Annotated in this window: 15 protein-coding genes; 2 read left to right on the top strand and 13 right to left on the bottom strand. The window is 70.0% G+C overall.

Features of this window, described 5'->3' with window-relative positions; translation table 11 throughout:
* Position 1: 1 nt before the first annotated feature.
* Positions 2-850 (bottom strand): hypothetical protein, encoded by an 849-nt coding sequence (locus tag AB0D27_RS15050; RefSeq protein ID WP_362507494.1) that lies wholly within the window; start codon positions 848-850, stop codon positions 2-4.
* 205 nt (positions 851-1,055) lie between these two features.
* On the opposite strand from AB0D27_RS15050, the gene gcl reads away from it, so the two are divergent.
* Positions 1,056-2,840, top strand: coding sequence for a glyoxylate carboligase (gene gcl / locus AB0D27_RS15045; RefSeq protein WP_362507491.1), 1,785 nt, complete (start codon positions 1,056-1,058; stop codon positions 2,838-2,840).
* A 218-nt stretch (positions 2,841-3,058) separates the two neighbouring features.
* Complete coding sequence (locus AB0D27_RS15040; RefSeq protein WP_362507488.1) at positions 3,059-3,898, top strand: alpha/beta fold hydrolase; 840 nt, start codon at positions 3,059-3,061, stop codon at positions 3,896-3,898.
* Positions 3,899-4,158: 260 nt separating this feature from the next.
* Here the strand turns inward: AB0D27_RS15040 and AB0D27_RS15035 are convergent, their stop codons facing one another.
* The 12 genes from AB0D27_RS15035 to AB0D27_RS14980 form a co-directional block, all read right to left on the bottom strand.
* A complete protein-coding gene (locus AB0D27_RS15035) occupies positions 4,159-4,377 on the bottom strand; it encodes a hypothetical protein (RefSeq protein ID WP_362507485.1) in 219 nt (72 codons plus the stop codon).
* Positions 4,378-4,737: 360 nt separating this feature from the next.
* Positions 4,738-6,195 (bottom strand): catalase, encoded by a 1,458-nt coding sequence (locus AB0D27_RS15030; RefSeq protein ID WP_362507482.1) that lies wholly within the window; start codon positions 6,193-6,195, stop codon positions 4,738-4,740.
* A gap of 218 nt (positions 6,196-6,413) precedes the next feature.
* Positions 6,414-7,304, bottom strand: coding sequence for a 2-hydroxy-3-oxopropionate reductase (locus tag AB0D27_RS15025; RefSeq protein ID WP_362507479.1), 891 nt, complete (start codon positions 7,302-7,304; stop codon positions 6,414-6,416).
* A gap of 38 nt (positions 7,305-7,342) precedes the next feature.
* A complete protein-coding gene (locus tag AB0D27_RS15020) occupies positions 7,343-8,182 on the bottom strand; it encodes a TIM barrel protein (RefSeq protein ID WP_362507476.1) in 840 nt (279 codons plus the stop codon).
* 158 nt (positions 8,183-8,340) lie between these two features.
* Positions 8,341-9,198, bottom strand: coding sequence for a hypothetical protein (locus AB0D27_RS15015; RefSeq protein WP_362507473.1), 858 nt, complete (start codon positions 9,196-9,198; stop codon positions 8,341-8,343).
* Positions 9,199-9,232: 34 nt separating this feature from the next.
* The gene (locus AB0D27_RS15010; protein ID WP_362507669.1) at positions 9,233-9,730 is read right to left on the bottom strand and encodes a hypothetical protein; all 498 of its coding nucleotides are present in this window, start codon (positions 9,728-9,730) and stop codon (positions 9,233-9,235) included.
* A 17-nt stretch (positions 9,731-9,747) separates the two neighbouring features.
* A complete protein-coding gene (locus AB0D27_RS15005; RefSeq protein WP_362507471.1) occupies positions 9,748-11,025 on the bottom strand; it encodes an MlaD family protein in 1,278 nt (425 codons plus the stop codon).
* Positions 11,022-12,296, bottom strand: coding sequence for an MCE family protein (locus AB0D27_RS15000; protein ID WP_362507468.1), 1,275 nt, complete (start codon positions 12,294-12,296; stop codon positions 11,022-11,024). The genes AB0D27_RS15005 and AB0D27_RS15000 overlap by 4 nt, the downstream gene beginning before the upstream one ends.
* A complete protein-coding gene (locus AB0D27_RS14995) occupies positions 12,293-13,435 on the bottom strand; it encodes an MCE family protein (RefSeq protein ID WP_362507465.1) in 1,143 nt (380 codons plus the stop codon). The genes AB0D27_RS15000 and AB0D27_RS14995 overlap by 4 nt, the downstream gene beginning before the upstream one ends.
* On the bottom strand, positions 13,435-14,616 hold the full coding sequence (locus AB0D27_RS14990; RefSeq protein ID WP_362507462.1) for an MCE family protein: 1,182 nt from the start codon (positions 14,614-14,616) through the stop codon (positions 13,435-13,437). The genes AB0D27_RS14995 and AB0D27_RS14990 overlap by 1 nt, the downstream gene beginning before the upstream one ends.
* Complete coding sequence (locus AB0D27_RS14985; RefSeq protein ID WP_362507459.1) at positions 14,613-15,650, bottom strand: MlaD family protein; 1,038 nt, start codon at positions 15,648-15,650, stop codon at positions 14,613-14,615. The genes AB0D27_RS14990 and AB0D27_RS14985 overlap by 4 nt, the downstream gene beginning before the upstream one ends.
* Entirely contained in the window at positions 15,647-16,882 is a 1,236-nt protein-coding gene (locus AB0D27_RS14980; RefSeq protein WP_362507456.1) for an MCE family protein, read from the bottom strand. The genes AB0D27_RS14985 and AB0D27_RS14980 overlap by 4 nt, the downstream gene beginning before the upstream one ends.
* Position 16,883 lies beyond the last annotated feature (1 nt).

Here is a 16,883-nt window from a genome sequence, read left to right as displayed (position 1 = left end):
CTCAGCCCGTGACGGCGATGAGTTCGTCGGCCGGGCTGTTCACCGGTTGCGGCGTGCCCGTGAGGTCGAGCACGAAGAGGGGGACGCCGAGGGTGTCGGCACAGGCGCGGGCGTCGTCGGCGTACCCCGCGAGGGAGAAGTACACACAGCCCGCCGACTCCGTCATGGCCGTCAGCCACAGACACTCAACATCGCGCAGTGAGGCGGGGCGCACGGTGGGGTCCACCTGGGCCAGGATGCCGCGCGCGGCGAGCCCGATCCCGGACGGCGGCCGCTGGTCGGCCCGCCGGATCTCGCGGTAACCCAGCCAGCGCAGGTACAGCGCGGCCGCCGTGACCGCGTCCCGGGCGGTACGGATGGCGACCGGCTGGAACGCCGGGCGGGGTGCGGCCGCCCTGTTGCGCGGCCGCCGGGCGGTGTCCTGGGGTGAGCTGCCACGGTCCGGGATCCGCTCCTCGCCTCCGTCCGGACCGTCGGGCGTGTGCGGGCGGGTCCGTGCGCGGGGTTCGGGGGCCGTGCCGGGCGCGAGACCCGCGCGCTGGGGTCGCCGAACCCCGCGTACCGGAATCCGCAGTGTCGTCCCGCAGGAGCATCCCAGCTCGGGGTGCGGCCACTGGCCGTCGCGGCCGCACGCCCCACAGCGGACCGTGGCCCAGTCCTCGTCCCAGACGCGGTGGGTGACGGGCGACGGATCCGCGAGGCGGTCGAGCGGGGGCGTCACGGGCGCGCCGCACGCACACGGATAGGACGGCGCCGCGTAGAGATGCTCGCGACGGCAGACCGGACACCGCACCGGCACGCTCTCGGCCATGGCCCACTCCAGGGACGTCCGTCGGGACAGCGTGTCCATAGTCCTCCAGGGAGGGGGCTCGCGGCAGGGAAACGGTTCGACAGGCAGCTCCGGGTGCACCGCCCGGCCAACTCTTGACGCCCTCCGACCCGGCGCTTACATTGCTTCCAGATAGTAGAAAGTAGTTTCCGCAATACGGAATTTTGTAGCTCTTCCGCAGGGCGCGACGGGAGCGCGAATCCGCCAGCCGAAGCAGGAGTACTCCATGGCTCGTATGACCGCTGCCCGCGCGGCAGTCGAGATCCTCAAGCGCGAGGGCGTCAGCAACGCGTTCGGCGTCCCGGGCGCGGCGATCAACCCGTTCTACGCGGCCCTCAAGGCCGCCGGCGGGATCAATCACACCCTCGCCCGGCACGTCGAGGGCGCCTCGCACATGGCGGAGGGCTACACCCGGACCCACCCGGGAAACATCGGCGTCTGCATCGGCACGTCCGGCCCCGCCGGCACCGACATGATCACCGGGCTCTACTCCGCCATCGGCGACTCGATCCCGATCCTGTGCATCACGGGCCAGGCCCCGACCGCCGTGATCCACAAAGAGGACTTCCAGGCCGTCGACATCGCCTCGATCGCCAAGCCGGTGACGAAGATGGCCGTCACGGTGCTGGAGGCCGCGCAGGTTCCCGGCGTCTTCCAGCAGGCGTTCCACCTCATGCGCTCCGGCCGTCCGGGCCCGGTCCTCATCGACCTGCCCATCGACGTCCAGCTCACCGAGATCGAGTTCGACCCGGAGACGTACGAGCCGCTCCAGACCTACAAGCCCGCCGCCACCCGCGCCCAGGTCGAGAAGGCGATCACGCTCCTCAACGAGTCCGAGCGCCCCCTGATCGTCGCCGGCGGCGGTGTCATCAACGCCGACGCCTCCGAACTCCTCACCGAGTTCGCCGAGCTGACGGGCACTCCGGTCGTCCCGACCCTGATGGGCTGGGGCATCCTGCCCGACGACCACGAGCTGAACGCCGGCATGGTCGGCCTGCAGACCTCGCACCGCTACGGCAACGCGACCTTCCTGGAGTCCGACTTCGTCCTCGGCATCGGCAACCGCTGGGCCAACCGCCACACCGGCAAGCTGGACGTCTACACGGCCGGGCGCAAGTTCGTCCACGTCGACATCGAGCCCACCCAGATCGGCAAGATCTTCGCTCCCGACTTCGGCATCGCCTCCGACGCCAAGGCCGCTCTCGAGCTGTTCGTCGAGGTGGCACGGGAGCTGAAGGCCGCGGGCAAGCTCCCCGACCGGTCCGTGTGGGCCGCGTCCGCGCAGGAGCGGAAGGCCACTCTCCAGCGCCGTACGCACTTCGACGACATCCCGATCAAGCCGCAGCGCGTCTACGAGGAGATGAACAAGGCCTTCGGCCCGGAGACCCGCTACGTCTCCACCATCGGCCTCTCGCAGATCGCCGGCGCCCAGATGCTGCACGTCTTCAAGCCGCGGCACTGGATCAACTGCGGCCAGGCGGGCCCGCTCGGCTGGACGATCCCGGCCGCACTCGGTGTCGCCAAGGCCGACCCGGACGCCCAGGTCGTCGCGCTCTCCGGCGACTACGACTTCCAGTTCATGATCGAGGAACTGGCCGTCGGCGCCCAGCACCGGATCCCGTACGTCCATGTCCTGGTCAACAACGCCTACCTGGGCCTGATCCGGCAGGCGCAGATCGGTCTCGACATCAACTTCCAGGTCAATCTGGAATTCGAGAACATCAACTCCCCGGAGTTGGGCGTCTACGGCGTCGACCACATCAAGGTCGTCGAGGGCCTCGGCTGCAAGGCGATCCGGGTCACCGACCCGGCCGAACTGGGCGCCGCCTTCGAGCAGGCCAAGAAGCTCGCCGCCGAATTCCAGGTGCCGGTCGTCGTCGAGGCGATCCTGGAGCGCGTCACCAACATCGCGATGAGCAAGACGAACGACATCAGCAACGTGGTCGAGTTCGAGGAGATCGCGACGGAGCCGGGTCACGCGCCGACCTCGATCAAGACGCTCAAGGTCTGATCGCTGAAGGTCTGACCTGGCGGTCTGATCGGTGAAGGTCTGACCTGGCGGTCTGATCGCTCAAGGTCTGACCTGACGGTCTAATACGCGCGCTTCTCAGCCAGGGGCGGCTCATCCGGGGGGAGAGCCGCCCCTTTCCCATGCCGGAGGACCAGTGACACGGGTTCCCCTGCCAGGCACCCTGTTGACACACGGCGCGCACCCGGCATCCTCGCTCCATGCGGATGACCGTCCCCACCCCCCTCGGCGACCTTGCCGTACGCTGCCACGGCGCGCCCGGTGCCCCCGCGCTGCTGCTTCTGCACGCCAACCCCGGGGACGGCCGCGACTACGACGCCGTCCTGCCCGCGCTGGCCGAACGGCACCGCACGTTCGTCGTCGACTGGCCCGGCTACGGCGACTCCACCGCGCCCGACCCCCAACTGGTCACTCCGGAGCGGCTGGTGGTGGCCGCGGAGAAGGTCCTCGAGGCGCTCGCCGAGGAGCAGGGGGTCCGTGAGATCGCGGTGCTCGGCAACAGCGTCGGCGGTTACGTGGCCTGTCGTCTGGCCGAGGGCCGCCACGCGGGGTCGGTCACGGCGCTCGTCCTCGTCGACCCGGCCGGCTTCACCCGGCCCAGCGCACTCACCCGCTGGTTCTGCCGCGAGGTGATGGGCCGTCCCGCCCGTGCCCGCCGACTGGTCGTCTTGCTGGCCCGCGCCTACCTCGGCCGACTCGGCACGCCGAGCGCCCGGGCGACGTACGCGCGAGCCCGTCGACTACCCCGGGACGAACGGCGACTGGCGGTGCACTGCGCCATCTGGCGCGGCTTCGCCGACCCGGACTACGGCCTTGCCGATCCCGCCGTCCTGGACGTCCCGATCCTGCTCCTGTGGGGACGCCGGGACCCGGTCGTCCCCGCCTTCCTGGACGGCCGCCGCGCTCAACGCGCGCTCCCCGTACACACGTTGAGTGTACGGCTCCCCACGGCTCACGAGCCGTACAACGAACGCCCCGACCTCTTCCTGCGCCACACCCTGCCGTTCCTGAAGGATCCGCGTGCGGCCGGTCGTCACTAGCAGCCGGCTTCCCCGTCGCCGGTGAACGCGCAGCAGCGCGACGGTCTGGGCTTCAGGCCCGACCGCCGCGCTCCTGACCATGGTGCTCCCCCGTACCCCGTTCGGGGCCCGCCGCCCCCGTGTCGGCGGGCCCCGTGTGCCGAGAATGTTCCTCATCCGGGCGGAGTTGAAGCCCCCGGGGCCGTGTTCAGAGCTTGATTTGAGGGTTCCGTAGGCGGTCTACGCCCGGTGGTGTACGCCTGGAGACCGTTGGGGCGCTCTCACTCCCTCAGCCCCGGCCAGTCGTCGGGGCCGCCGCCCTGCCACTGGATGATGTCGCTCTCCTCGACCTCGATCTCGTCGAGGTCGACGTCGGCCCGGCGGAGGATCTTCACGACGTCGGCGAGGTGAAAGGCGATGCCGAGCCTCTCGTCGCCCGCGGTGACCCGCCGCGACCCGTCCAGGCCCGGCGCGTGCACGACGATGCTGGAATAGTCCATGCCCTCAGGCTGCTGTGCGACGGCCCAGTCCGCACCCGGAGAACATGACGGAGCGCCGGGTACGAACCTTCCGTACCCGACGCTCCGGTCGGTGAGGGGGCCCTGTGGCCGTCCGACAGCGCGAGGCTGGGCGCGACAGGACATTCGCGCCGCCGGACGGAGTCATTGATCGTGCCGTGTGGCGGGGACCGCGGCGGATGCGACGGAACGGGGTCGTCCTTCCCTCAGGTCAAGAAGGAGGCCCCGAGACCTTCACCACCGCACTGGCTCGCATGCCGCCGCGGTCCCGGTCCTGCCCGGACAGCGTGGGACCACCCCTCATCCGGGTCCAACGCTGTCGCGGGCGGCTGGAGTTGAGGCTCAGTCCTCGCGCAGGGCGAGGACCGCCTCCTCCACGCGCTTGCCGTACTCGGGGTCGGCGGCGTGGAAGTGTGCCAGGTTCTTCTCGATCACGTCGTCGCGGGAGACCTGGGAGAGCCCGCCGGCGATGTTCGCGATCAGACGCGACTGCTCCTCGGCCGACATCAGCCGGTACAGCTCGCCCGCCTGGAAGAAGTGGTCGTCCTTGGTGTGCAGCGGGGCCTCGTGGGTGCCGGTGTGGCCGTTCACCGCGAGCGGGGCCGACAGCGGGCGGCCGGTCTCGGCCGGGCCGTCGTAGGAGTTCGGCTCGTAGTTCTTGCGGTCGCGGCCGTAGGCGTTGGACGCCATGAGGCCGTCGCGGCCGTAGTTGTTCGCGACCGTCGCCTTGGGGGCGTTCACCGCGAGCTGGGTGTGGTTGACGCCCAGACGGTAGCGGTGCGCGTCCGCGTAGGCGAACAGGCGGCCCTGGAGCATCTTGTCGGGGGAGGGGCCGATGCCCGGAACGAAGTTGTTCGGGGAGAACGCGGCCTGCTCGACCTCGGCGAAGACGTTGTCGGGGTTGCGGTCTAGGACCAGGCGGCCCACGCGCTGCAGCGGGTAGTCCTTGTGCGGCCACACCTTGGTGAGGTCGAAGGGGTTGAAGCGGTAGTCCGCCGCTTCCGCCGCCGGCATGAGCTGGACGTACAGCGTCCAGGACGGGTTCACGCCTCGCTCGATGGCCTGGAGCAGGTCCGTCTGGTGCGAGTTGGCGTCCTTGCCCGCGATCTCCTGCGCCTGCTCGGTGGAGAGGCTGCGGACGCCCTGGTTCGTCTTGAAGTGGTACTTGACGAAGAAGGCCTCGCCCTCGGCGTTCGTCCACTGGTAGGTGTGCGAGCCGTAGCCGTTCATGTGGCGGTACGAGGCCGGGATGCCGCGGTCGCCCATCAGCCAGGTGATCTGGTGCGTCGCCTCGGGGGCGTGCGCCCAGAAGTCCCAGACGTTGTCCGGCTCCTGCTTGCCCGTGAACGGGTCGCGCTTCTGGGAGTGGATGAAGTCGGGGAACTTGATGGGGTCCTTGATGAAGAAGACCGGAGTGTTGTTGCCGACGAGGTCGTAGTTGCCCTCTTCGGTGTAGAACTTCAGTGCGAAGCCGCGCGGGTCGCGGACCGCGTCCGCGCCGCCGAGGTTGTCGGCCACCGTGGAGAAGCGCAGGAAGACCTCGGTGCGCTTGCCGACCGTGTTCAGGAAGTCGGCGTGGGTGAAGCCGGTGACGTCGTCGGTGACCTCGAAGTAGCCGTACGCGCCGGATCCGCGGGCGTGCACCACGCGCTCCGGAATGCGCTCGCGGTTGAACCGGGCGAGCTTCTCCAGAAGCTGCTGGTCCTGGAGCAGGAGCGGGCCGCCGATGCCGGCGGAGGCTGAGTTCTGGTTGTCGGCGACCGGGGCGCCGGACTCTGTCGTGAGCACGCGCTTCGACATCGTGGACCTTCCATGCGAGGGAGCAGCGGGGTCAGCGGAAAGCTTCTTCCGCTTCGTGGACCTTCCGCTTAGTGGAGCCTAGGTTTGGGGCGATCTGGACGTCAACAGTTTGTTGAAGGAGATTCCGGACGGCGCCGCCGCTTGGGCGCGACAGGACAGGTGTCAGCGGCGGCGCCGCCCGGAGGACTGGGGCGGGCCCGGCTCTGCCGGGCCCGGGCTCAGATCTGTGCGCCGGAGAGGCGCTCGACCGCGCGCAGCAGCGCGGAGTGGTCCAGGCCGCCGTCGCCCTGCGTACGCAGGCTGGCGACGAGCTGGGCGACCACGGCGCCGACGGGCAGCGCGGCGCCGACGTTGCGGGCGGCGTCCGTGACGATGCCCATGTCCTTGTGGTGCAGGTCGATGCGGAAGCCCGGCTTGAAGTCGCGGTTGAGGAAGTTGTCCTTCTTGCGCGTCAGCACGGTGGAGCCCGCGAGGCCGCCGTTCAGGACGTCGAGCGCGGCCTTCAGGTCCACGCCGGACTTCTCCAGGAAGACCACGGCCTCGGCGCACGCCTGGATGTTCACGGCGACGATCAGCTGGTTGGCCGCCTTCACGGTCTGGCCCGAGCCGTGCGGACCGCACAGCACGATGGTCTTGCCGAGCGCCTCGAAGATCGGCTCCGCCTCGGCGAAGTCCGCCCGCTCGCCACCGACCATGATCGACAGCACGGCCTCGACGGCGCCCGCCTCGCCGCCGGACACGGGCGCGTCGAGGACGCGGATGCCCTTGTCCTTGGCGGCCTTCGCGAGGTCCACGGAGGTCTGCGGGGTGATCGAGGACATGTCGATCAGCAGGGCGCCGGACTTCGCGTTCTCCAGGATGCCCTCGGGGCCGTACGCGATCGCCTCGACGTGCGGGGACGCGGGCACCATGGTGATCACCACGTCCGCGTCACGGACGGCCTCGGCGATCGAGCCGGCGGCCGTGCCGCCCGCGGCGGCCAGGCGCTGCAGCTTGTCCTGCTCCAGCGTGAAGCCGGTGACGTCGTAACCGGCCTTGATCAGGTTCTCCGACATGGGGGAGCCCATGATGCCGAGACCGATCCATGCCACCTTGGGAAGATTGCTCATGAGGGTGCCTCTCTCAAAACTGTGGTGCGTCAGGAAGTTCAGTGGGCGGCGCGGGCCTCGGCGGGCAGCCACTCGAAGGCCTCTGCGCTCGGGCGGTCGCCCGGCTTGTACTCCAGGCCGACCCAGCCGGCGTAACCGGCCTTGCGAAGCTGGTCGAGGAGGTCCTCCAGCGGGAGCGTGCCCGTGCCCGGGGCGCCGCGGCCGGGGTTGTCGGCGATCTGCACATGGCCGGTCTTCGACGCGTACTGCTCGATGACCGACGACAGGTCCTCGCCGTTCATGGACAGGTGGTACAGATCCATGAGGAACTTGGCGTTGCCGAGGCCGGTCGCCTCGTTGACCTTGTCGACGACGTCGACGCCGGCCGGGGCGGTCACCAGCGGGTAGCGCGGGGACTCCGGCTGGTTGAGGGTCTCGACCAGGAGGATCGCGCCGATCCGGCTCGCGGCCTGGGCCGCGAGGACCAGGTTCTCCAGCGCGAGCGCGTCCTGCTCGGCCGGGTCCACGCCCTCGACCCGGTTGCCGTACAGCGCGTTGAGCGCCGTGCAGCCCAGGGACTGGGCGAAGTCGGCGGCCACGTCGATGTTGGCGCGGAACCGCTCCGACTCCGCGCCGGGGATCGACAATGCGCCCCGGTCCGGTCCGGGCAGCTGTCCGGCGTAGAAGTTCAGGCCCGTGAGCTGGACGCCCGCGTCCTCGATCGCCTTCTTGAGGGCGTCGAGCTCGGACTGCTCGGGAGTGGGGGAGTCGACCCAGGGCCACCACAGCTCGACCGCGGTGAAGCCCGCCGCGGCGGCGGCCGCGGGGCGCTCCAGGAGCGGGAGTTCCGTGAAGAGGATCGACAGGTTGACGTTGAAGCGCTGGTCTGCGAATCCCATGGGGGTCGGCGCTCCTTCCCTTGGATCGAGATTCCGTATTGCGGAAGTTCGTTTCTGCTTAATGGAAGATTGCCTGGGGGTGGGGAGCACTGTCAAGAGCGCGCGCAAAAAAGTGCCCCCGTGCGGGATGCACGGGGGCACTCTCGAACACGGGCCGGTCAGAGCGCGTCGACGGCGCTCACCTTCCAGCCCTCGGAGGTACGGGACAGCGTCATCCGCACCCGGTTCAGATCCACCCGGGACCCCGAGACCTGGGTGCTCCTGGTCACCTGGTTCACGAAGAGCAGCACCACCGCCCTGTCCGGCGAGGCCGACACCACGGAGGCCGCCGGGGCGCCGCCCCCGGACGGCTCCACCACCGTGGCCTTCACGACCCCCCGGTACTTCTTGGCCGTCGGCCCGACCACCGTCTTCGTGGTCTTCGCGTACTCGTCACGGAAGTGCCCTGTGAGATGGGCGCGGGCGGCGGCGAAGTCTTGGTCCACATGCCGGTAGTCGTACGACAGCACGACGGGCGCCGCCTGCCGTGCGGCCGCGAGCGCCTGTCCCCGCGCCTGCTCCGCCTGCCGCCCTTCCCGGTACCGCCATCCCAGTACGGCGACCGCGACCAGGCCCGCGACGAGCGCGACGGCGAGCACCGCGACGAGGAGCCTGCGCCCCCGGCGTCGTGTCGCCGCATCCGCGCCGGGCTCCTGGCCCTCCCGCAAATCCTCCGCGAAGGCCTCCGGCGACGGCTCGGGCGGATCGTCCCAGCCGTCCGGGGCCTCGATGAGAAGGGTGCGTCCGGAGGGCTGCCGTTCCGGTGTGCCTCCGGAAGGCTGCCGTTCCGGTGTGCCTCCGGAGAGCTGCTGCCGCTTCGGGTGCGACGGTGCCTCGGCGGCGGACTCCGTCCGCCCCCGGTCCCCCGCATCGCGGGTGACGCTCTCCGCGCGCTTGGCCGCCGCGCGGGCGGCCGCGGTCAAGGTACGGCGGGCGGGCGAGCCGGAGCCGCGGCCCCGGGAGATCGGGTTCGCCACGGTCTTTCTCCTCACTGATCGTGCTGATGGGTGGTCAGCCGACGAACTCGACGTCGGAGGTCAGCCAGCGGCCGCTGCGGTGCACGAGGTCGAGCTGCAGCCGGTAGGTACGGGCCTCCCCCTGGGGCACGGCGGTGTTGGTCACCTTGCTGTCGGCGACCACCAGGACGCGGGCCGAGTGGTCGTCGCAGCGGACGATGCCCGCATCGAGCACCTGCCCCTCGGACACCGACTTGTTCTGGGCGACCAGCTTGGTCAGTTCCCCGGTCTGCGCGGCGAACTGCTTCTTGAAGTCGCCGGTGGCGCCCTTCAGCACGTTTCCGCTGTCCTGGCGGTAATGCCGGTAGTCGAGCGAGGTGAAGTTCAGCGCCGACTGGCGCGCCGCCGTCAGGATGTCCTGACGGCGCTGCTCCGCCTCATGCTGGTCGTACAGCTGCACGCTCAGCCAGATCGCCGGCGCCGTCGTCAGGACCGTCGCCACGACGAGCCCCGCCGACAGCACCCGGCGGCGCCCAAGTGACTTCCAGCCCATCGCGGCCACGCTCCACCTCATGCCATCGGTCCGACGAGCAGCCATTGCCACGACTCCTTTCCGAACAGGGTTTGTTGGCCGCCCGTCGAGCCGATCTCGACGGGCGTTCCGTCCGGCCCCGTGGCGGCGCCGGTCTCCGGGTCGTACGGCGTCACGTACGCAGCGCCTCGCGCGCCTTCGGGGTCGTTTGACGCGCCGGGGGCGTTCTGCGCGCCGCGTACCGAGGTGGTCCCGCCGCGCGGGGCCGTGCAGCGCGCGTCGGTGTTCGCCGGGCGCGTGCTCGTGTCCGCCGGATCGCGCCGACGCGTCCCGTACCCCTGGGTGCAGGGCGGCGGGTCGTCGGCGTTGACGACCAGGCCGAAGTGGGTGGTGCCGTCGCCCGGGATGACGGTGTAGCTGCCCGCGACCACCACCGGGAAGGTGACCAGGGCCTGTTCGACGCCGGGCAGCCGGGCCAGCGTGACCTGGCCTCCGCTGATCAGATTGGCCAGCAGCACCGAAAGGCGCGGCCCGGTGGACTTCAGCAGCGAGTTCACCTGCTGCGCGGCGGGCGTCGCGTTGCCGATCAGCTTGCGCAGGTCCCCGTCGCTCGACCTCAGCTCCGCGCTGAGGGACGCCAGATCACGCGAGAACGACTTGATCGACGAACCCTCGTCGGCCTGCGTCTTGAGGACCTTCCGCGAGTCCTCGATCAGCGAGATGGTCTGAGGGAGCGAGTCGGAAGCGGACTCGACGAGCGCGTTGCCCGAATCCACCAGCCGGCTCAGCCGCGGCCCGGTACCCGAGAACGCCTTGCCCAACTCGTCGACGCTGACCCGCAGATCGTCCTTGCCGACCGAGTTGACCAGCCGGTCCAGGCTGAGGACGAGATCCGTGGTGGGCAGCGGCACCCGTGTGCGGGAACGGGGAATCGAAGCGCCGTCGAGCAGATACGGGCCACCCGACCGGCGCGGCTGCAGATCCACGTACTGCTCGCCCACCGCCGAACGGTTCCCCACCACCGCGAGGGTGTCCGCCGGGATGCGCGGCCCGCCGTCCTTGAGGTCGAGGGGGACCGAGACGCCGTCGGAGCCGGACAGCCGCAGCGCGCCGACGCGGCCCACCGGCACCCCGCGATACGTCACCTCGGCGCCCGGGAAGATACCCCCGGAGTCGGCGAAGTCGGCCTGGACGGTGTAGCCGCGGCCGAGGAGGCCGTCCACCAGGCCCGTGTACGTCGCGCCGACGTACGACACGCCGACGGCGGTGACGGTGGCGAAGGCGAGCAACTGGGCCTTGACCGTACGGGTGATCACGGCTGTATCCCCTTCAGCATGAGCTCGGCGAGCGCGAGGTCGATTCCCGGGGGCACACCCCGGCCGGTGGTGTAGCGGCTGGTGCACACCGGCGGGCACAGCGGACCACCGCCGGAGGGGGCCGAGGGGGTGGTGGGTGGGTCCGGCAGGTCCGGGGCGCTCGGGAGCGCCGTCGGGGTCGGCACGGCCGGCAGGTCCGGGAGCGAGGGAAGGTCCGGGGTACCGGGCTTGCTGTCGCCCCCGCTTCCCTTGCCGGTTCCGCCCGGCTTGTCGGCGAGGTTGCCGTAGAGGCTCGACAGATCCAGGTCCGCGGTCACCTTGAGGTTGACGTAGTCGCCCTTGATGGCGTCCGCCGCGTTGCGCGGGAACGGGTAAGTGGTGAGCAGTTCGAGGGAGTTGGGCAGATCGTCGCCCGCCTTGTTCAGCTGGCGCAGGATGGGCCGGAGCTGTTTGAGGTTGGCGACGGTGTCGTCCCGCGAGGCGGTCACCACCCGGGTGCCGGTCTTGCCGAGCTTCGACAGGGCGGTGAGCATCCCCGTCAGATCGCGCCGCTGGTCGGCGAGGACCTTCAGCGCCGGCGGCATCGTGTCGACGGCCTGGGCGATCGTCTTCTTCTCCTTGCCGAGCCGCTTGGCCAGTCGGTCGATGCCCTTGAGTGCGCGGACGATGTTCCCCCGCTGCTCGTCCAGACCGCCGAGGAAGGTGTCCAGCTCCTTGAGCAGCGACTTGACCCGGCTCTCCCGGCCTGCGAGGGCCTTGTTCAGCTCCACCGTGATCGTCTTGAGCTGGGCCACCCCGCCGCCGTTGAGGAGCGCGGACAGGGCCGAGAGAACCTCCTCGATCTCGGGGTTGCGACCGCTGCGGGACAGCGGGATCCGGTCGCCGTCGCGGAGCCGGCCCACGGCGGCGGTGTCCGGCGGAGCGGACAGTGCCACGTACTTCTCGCCGAGCATGCTGGTCTGGCGCAGCTCGGCGATCGCGTTGCCGGGCAGCTTCACCGAGTCGGCCACCCGCAGCCGTACCCGCGCGTGCCAGCCGTCCAGCTGCACCTTCTCCACCGCGCCCACGGTGACGTTGTTGACCTTCACGGCCGACTGCGGCACCAGATCGAGCACGTCGCGGAACTCGACGGTCACCCGGTACGCGTGGCCGTCCGCCGCGGCGCCCCCGGGCAGCTGGACGTCGTACCAGCCGTTGAACTCGCAGCCGGACAGCAGCAGCGAACCGACGGCCGCCCAGGCGATCGCCCCGCCCTTGCGCAGCCCGCTCATGCGCTCGCCCCCAGGATTCCGCCGAGCGTCCTGTCGACGGTCCCGGTGCTCGGCACCGCCGTCGCCTTCGGCAGCTTCGGCAGCGAGTCGAAGAGCTTCCGCAGCTCCTGGCAGTCGGGGTTCTTCCCGCCCTCGTCGCCGGTCGTCTTCAGTACGGAGCACAGCAGCGACGCGGGATCCTGCGGCCGGTCGGGATTGTTGCGGGTGTCGAGGGTGCCCGCGGACGCGTTGTAGGCGTTCTGCAGATTCGACAGACCGGTGGGCGCGACCTCCAACAGCTCCTTCAACGCGGCCTGTTGGGTGACGAGCACCTTGGTGACCTTGCTGAGGCCCCGCACGTTCGAGGTCAGCGACTTCTTGTTCTTCTTCACGAAGTCGGACACGTCACCGAGCGCCGTCCCCAGATTCTTGAGTGCCGCCGCGAGATCTTCGCGCTCCCCGGCCAGCTGCTTCGCCACCTTGGCGAGGCTGCCGTTGAACGACCGCACGCTCTTGTCGTCGGCCGCCAGCGCGGCCGTGAACACCTGCAGATTTCCTACCGTTGCGAACAGGTCACCGCGGCCGTCCGACAGCGTGGTGACCGCCTGCGAGAGGTCCTCGACCGTCTGGTTGAGGTTGGTGCCCTGCCCCTCGAGGTTGTCGGCGCTCACCCCGAGCAGCCGCGACAGCGAGCCGTCCTTGTTGGCGCCCTTCGGGCCGAGCGCCTCGGACGTCGTGTGCAGGCTGTCGAAGATCCGGTCCAGCTCGACCGGTACGGCGGTACGTGTCTCGGGGATGACAGCGCCGTCCCGCAGCACCGGACCCTTCCGGTAGACGGGCAGCAGCTGAACGTAACGGTCGCTGACCACCGAGGAGTTGATGATCGCGGCCCGGGCGCTCGCGGGGACCTTGCGCCCCTCGTCGTACGCCAGTTCCACCCGCACCCGGTCGCCCTCCGGCGTGATCTTCTTGACCTCGCCGATCCGGACGCCGAGGACGCGGACGTCCGAGCCGGGGTAGATGCCGACGGTGCGCGGGAAGTACGCGGTGACGCCTACGGTCCCGGAGCGCGGCCACAGCACGAAGGTGAGTGTGGCGACGAGCGCCAGGACGGGGAGAAGGATCAGAGGGGAACTGCGGTGCAGCAGACGTGACGTCATCACGAGCCTCCCGTCCGTGGCGTCACCGGAGCGGCGACCAGGTTCTGGATGTAGCTGTCGAACCAGCGGCCGTTGCCGAGGGTGTTGGTGAAGACCCGCACATAGGGCGCGAGCAGCTTGACGCTCCGGTCGAGACTCGACTGATTGCGTTCGAGCATCCCGACCACGCGGTTCAGACCCTTGAGCGCCGGGCCGATCTCCTTGTCGTTGTCCTCGACCAGACCGGAGAGCTGGATGCCGAGCGCGGCCGAGCTCTTGAGCAGGGCGTGGATCGCCTTGCGTCGTTTGCTGATCTCCTTGAACAGCTGATCGCCGTCCTCGACGAGGGCCGTGAAGTCCTTGGAATGCTCCGCCAGGACCCCGGTGACGCCGTTGGCGTGCTTGAGGAGCCCGCGCAGCGCCTTGTCGCGCGAGGCCACCGTCCTCGAGATCCTGGACAGGCCCTTGACGGACGCCCGGACCTCGGCGGGCGAGTCCTGGAAAGTGCTGGAAATGGTGTCGAGGGCGGTCGCCAGCTGATCGGTGTCGACCTTCTCGGTGGTGGTGGTCAGATCGCTGAACGCCTGCACGACGTCGTACGCCGGTACCGTCCGCCCCAGCGGGATCTCGCTCCCGGGTTCCAGCTGCCCCGGCCCCTTCGGGTGCAGGGCGAGGTACTTGGCGCCGAGGATCGTCTTGACCCGGATCGACGCGCCGGTCGAGGTGCCGAACTGCGGATCGCCCTTGACCTTGAAGGTGACTTTGACGTGGTCACCGTCCAGGTCGACCTCCTCGACCTTGCCGACCTTGACCCCGGCGATCCGCACCTCGTCGCCCGGCTTGAGCCCGCCCGCCTCCGCGAAGGCGGCGCTGTAGGTCTCGCCGTCGCCGATCAGCGGAAGGCTGTCGGCGTTGAACGCGGCGACGGTCAGCAGAGTGAGGACCGTGAGGCCGACGGCGCCGATCACCACCGGGTTGCGCTCACGGAACGGGGTGAGGCGCGGGCGCCGTGGCAGCCGTATCCTCGGCAGCTTCGGCGGGAGGATACGGACCTTCACCAGCGGTTCCGGGCGTCGGCGTCGCGGGGCCCTGCGCGGAAGGAGCCGTATCGTCGGCAGCTTCGGCAGCTTCGGCGGCAGGATCCGTACCTTCACCAACGGTTCGGGTCGGCGGCTCCGGCGCCGGAGGACGCGCTTCGTCATCCGCCGCACCTCGCCCTCGCCACATGGAGCTCGGGAGTGAGTACCTGCTTCGTCTTCGGCAGGACGACCCGGCCGTCGAAGTCGCAGAGGTAGAAGTTGAACCACGAGCCGTAGGACGCCGTCCCCGTCAGCTCGTTCAGCTTGTTCGGCAGCCGCTTCAGGACGCCCTCCACGGTCTTCTCGTTCTTGTTCAGCGTTCCGGTGAGATCGGTCAGCTCGGCGATGTCGACCTTCAGCGGCGGACGGGCGTCCTTCAACAGTCCCGAGGTGGCATCCGTCAGATCGCCGATGCTCCCCAGTGAGTCCCCGATGGGCTTGCGGTCGGCCGACAGACCGGAGATCACCCGCCGCAGCTGCTTGAGCAGCCCCGAGAACCGGGCGCCGCGCTTGTCCAGCGTCTCCAGCACGGTGTTGAGGTTGTCGATCACGGAGCCGATCAGCTGGTCGCGCCCCGCGAGCGTCGTGGTGAGCGAAGCGGTGTGCGCGAGCAGGCTGTTGACCGTGCCGCCTTCGCCCTGCAGCGTCTTGATGATCTCGGTGGCGAGCTGGTTGACGTCCTTCGGGCTGAGCGCGGCGAACAGCGGCTTGAAGCCGTTCAGCAGCGCGTTGAGGTCCAGCGCGGGCTCGGTCCTGGACAGCGGGATACGGCCGCCGGGCCGCATCCGCGTGCCGTCGCCCGCGCCCTCCGTCAGCGCGATGTACCGCTGGCCGACCAGGTTCCGGTAGCGGATGACCGCGCCGGTGCTGCGCAGCAGCGGACGGTCCTCGGTGACGCTGAAGGTGACCTCCGCCAGCGTCCGGTCCTTGATCCGGATGCCCTCGACCTCGCCGACCCGCACCCCCGCCACCCGGATGTCGTCGCCCTTCTCCAGCCCGGTGACGTCGGTGAACACCGCGCGATACGTGTGCCGCGGGGTGAGGGAGACGTTGACGATGGTGGCGGCGAGCAGCGCCGTCGCCAGGATGGTCACCACCGCGAAGAGGCTGAACTTGACGAGCGGTGCGGCGGCCTGACGTGCTCCTGAAGTCCTCATGCCACGCTCACCGCCGTCCCGCGGGCCAGCGGCCCGAACAGCAGCGTCGCGACCGGCGGCACCTCGTCGGCCGGCACTCCCATGACGGGTGCCACGAGCGAGCCGACGGCGCGCTGCTCGGCCCTGGTGGCGGACACACCGCTGCCCCCACGTGAACTCCCCTTCGCTGTACCGTCGTTGAGGTGGATGTCGGGCGCGGGCACCTGCGGATTCGCCAGGCCCCGGCAGTCGGGCCCGGACCGCTCGCCGTAGCGGGGCTCCTCACCGGGCTCGTACGCGGATCTCTGGCGGACGATTTCGAGGGTGATGCGCATCTCGCCGCCCTTGAACGCCTCCTCCGAGGCCTCCTCCTGCCTGACCAGCCCGTCCAGGAGGCAGGGGTACTCGGGGGAGTAGCGGGCGAAGATGTCCAGCGTGGGACGGGAGACCCGGCCGAGGGTGATCAGCCGGTCACCGTTCTCGCCGAGGAAGTCGTCCGCGGTGCCCGCGACCGTGGCCGTCGAGGTGAGCGCGGCGGCCAGTTGGTCCCGCTTCTCGACGAGGGTGCGGCTGGTGGTGACGGTGTTGCGCAGGAGCTTCATCAGGTCGGGCGCCGCGTCGCCGTACACCTCGGCGACGTCGGCGAACCGCGCGATGTCCTCCTGCAGCGAGGGCATGTGCGGATTGATGCGGCGCAGATAGCCCTCGACCCGGGTGAGGTTGTCGCCGATGCGGTCCCCGCGCCCTTCGAGAGCGGTGGAGAACGCGGAGAGCGTGGCATTGAGCTTGCCCGGCTGCACGGTGCGCAGCAGCGGCAGCAGGTCGTTCAGCAGTTGTTGCACCTCGATGCCGACCCGGGTGCGGTCCTGGGTGATGACGTCCCCGGCACGGATGGGCCGGGCGGCGGAGCGTGCGGGCGCCACCAGGTCGACGTACTTCTCGCCGAACAGCGTCTTGGGCAGCAGCCGCGCGTGCACGTCCGAGGGGATGTGCGCGACGTACTCCGGCTTGAGCGCGATGTCGAGCGTCGCCTTCGCGCCGTCCGCCCGCACGTCCCGCACCTCGCCGACCAGCAGGCCGCGCAGCTTGACGTCGGCGCGCGGATCGAGCTGGTTGCCGAGGCTGTCGGCCTCCAGCGTGATCCGTACGACGGAGGTGAACGCCTGCTGGTAGACGGCGACGGAGAGGGACAGCAGCAGCGCGAGGACCGCGAGGAAGACGACGCCGTACAACCGGAGCCTCAGTACTCTCATC

Origin of the sequence: Streptomyces sp. NPDC048415, assembly GCF_040651675.1 — a bacterium.
Taxonomy (GTDB): domain Bacteria; phylum Actinomycetota; class Actinomycetes; order Streptomycetales; family Streptomycetaceae; genus Streptomyces.
This window is presented reverse-complemented; position numbering and strand designations above follow the sequence as displayed.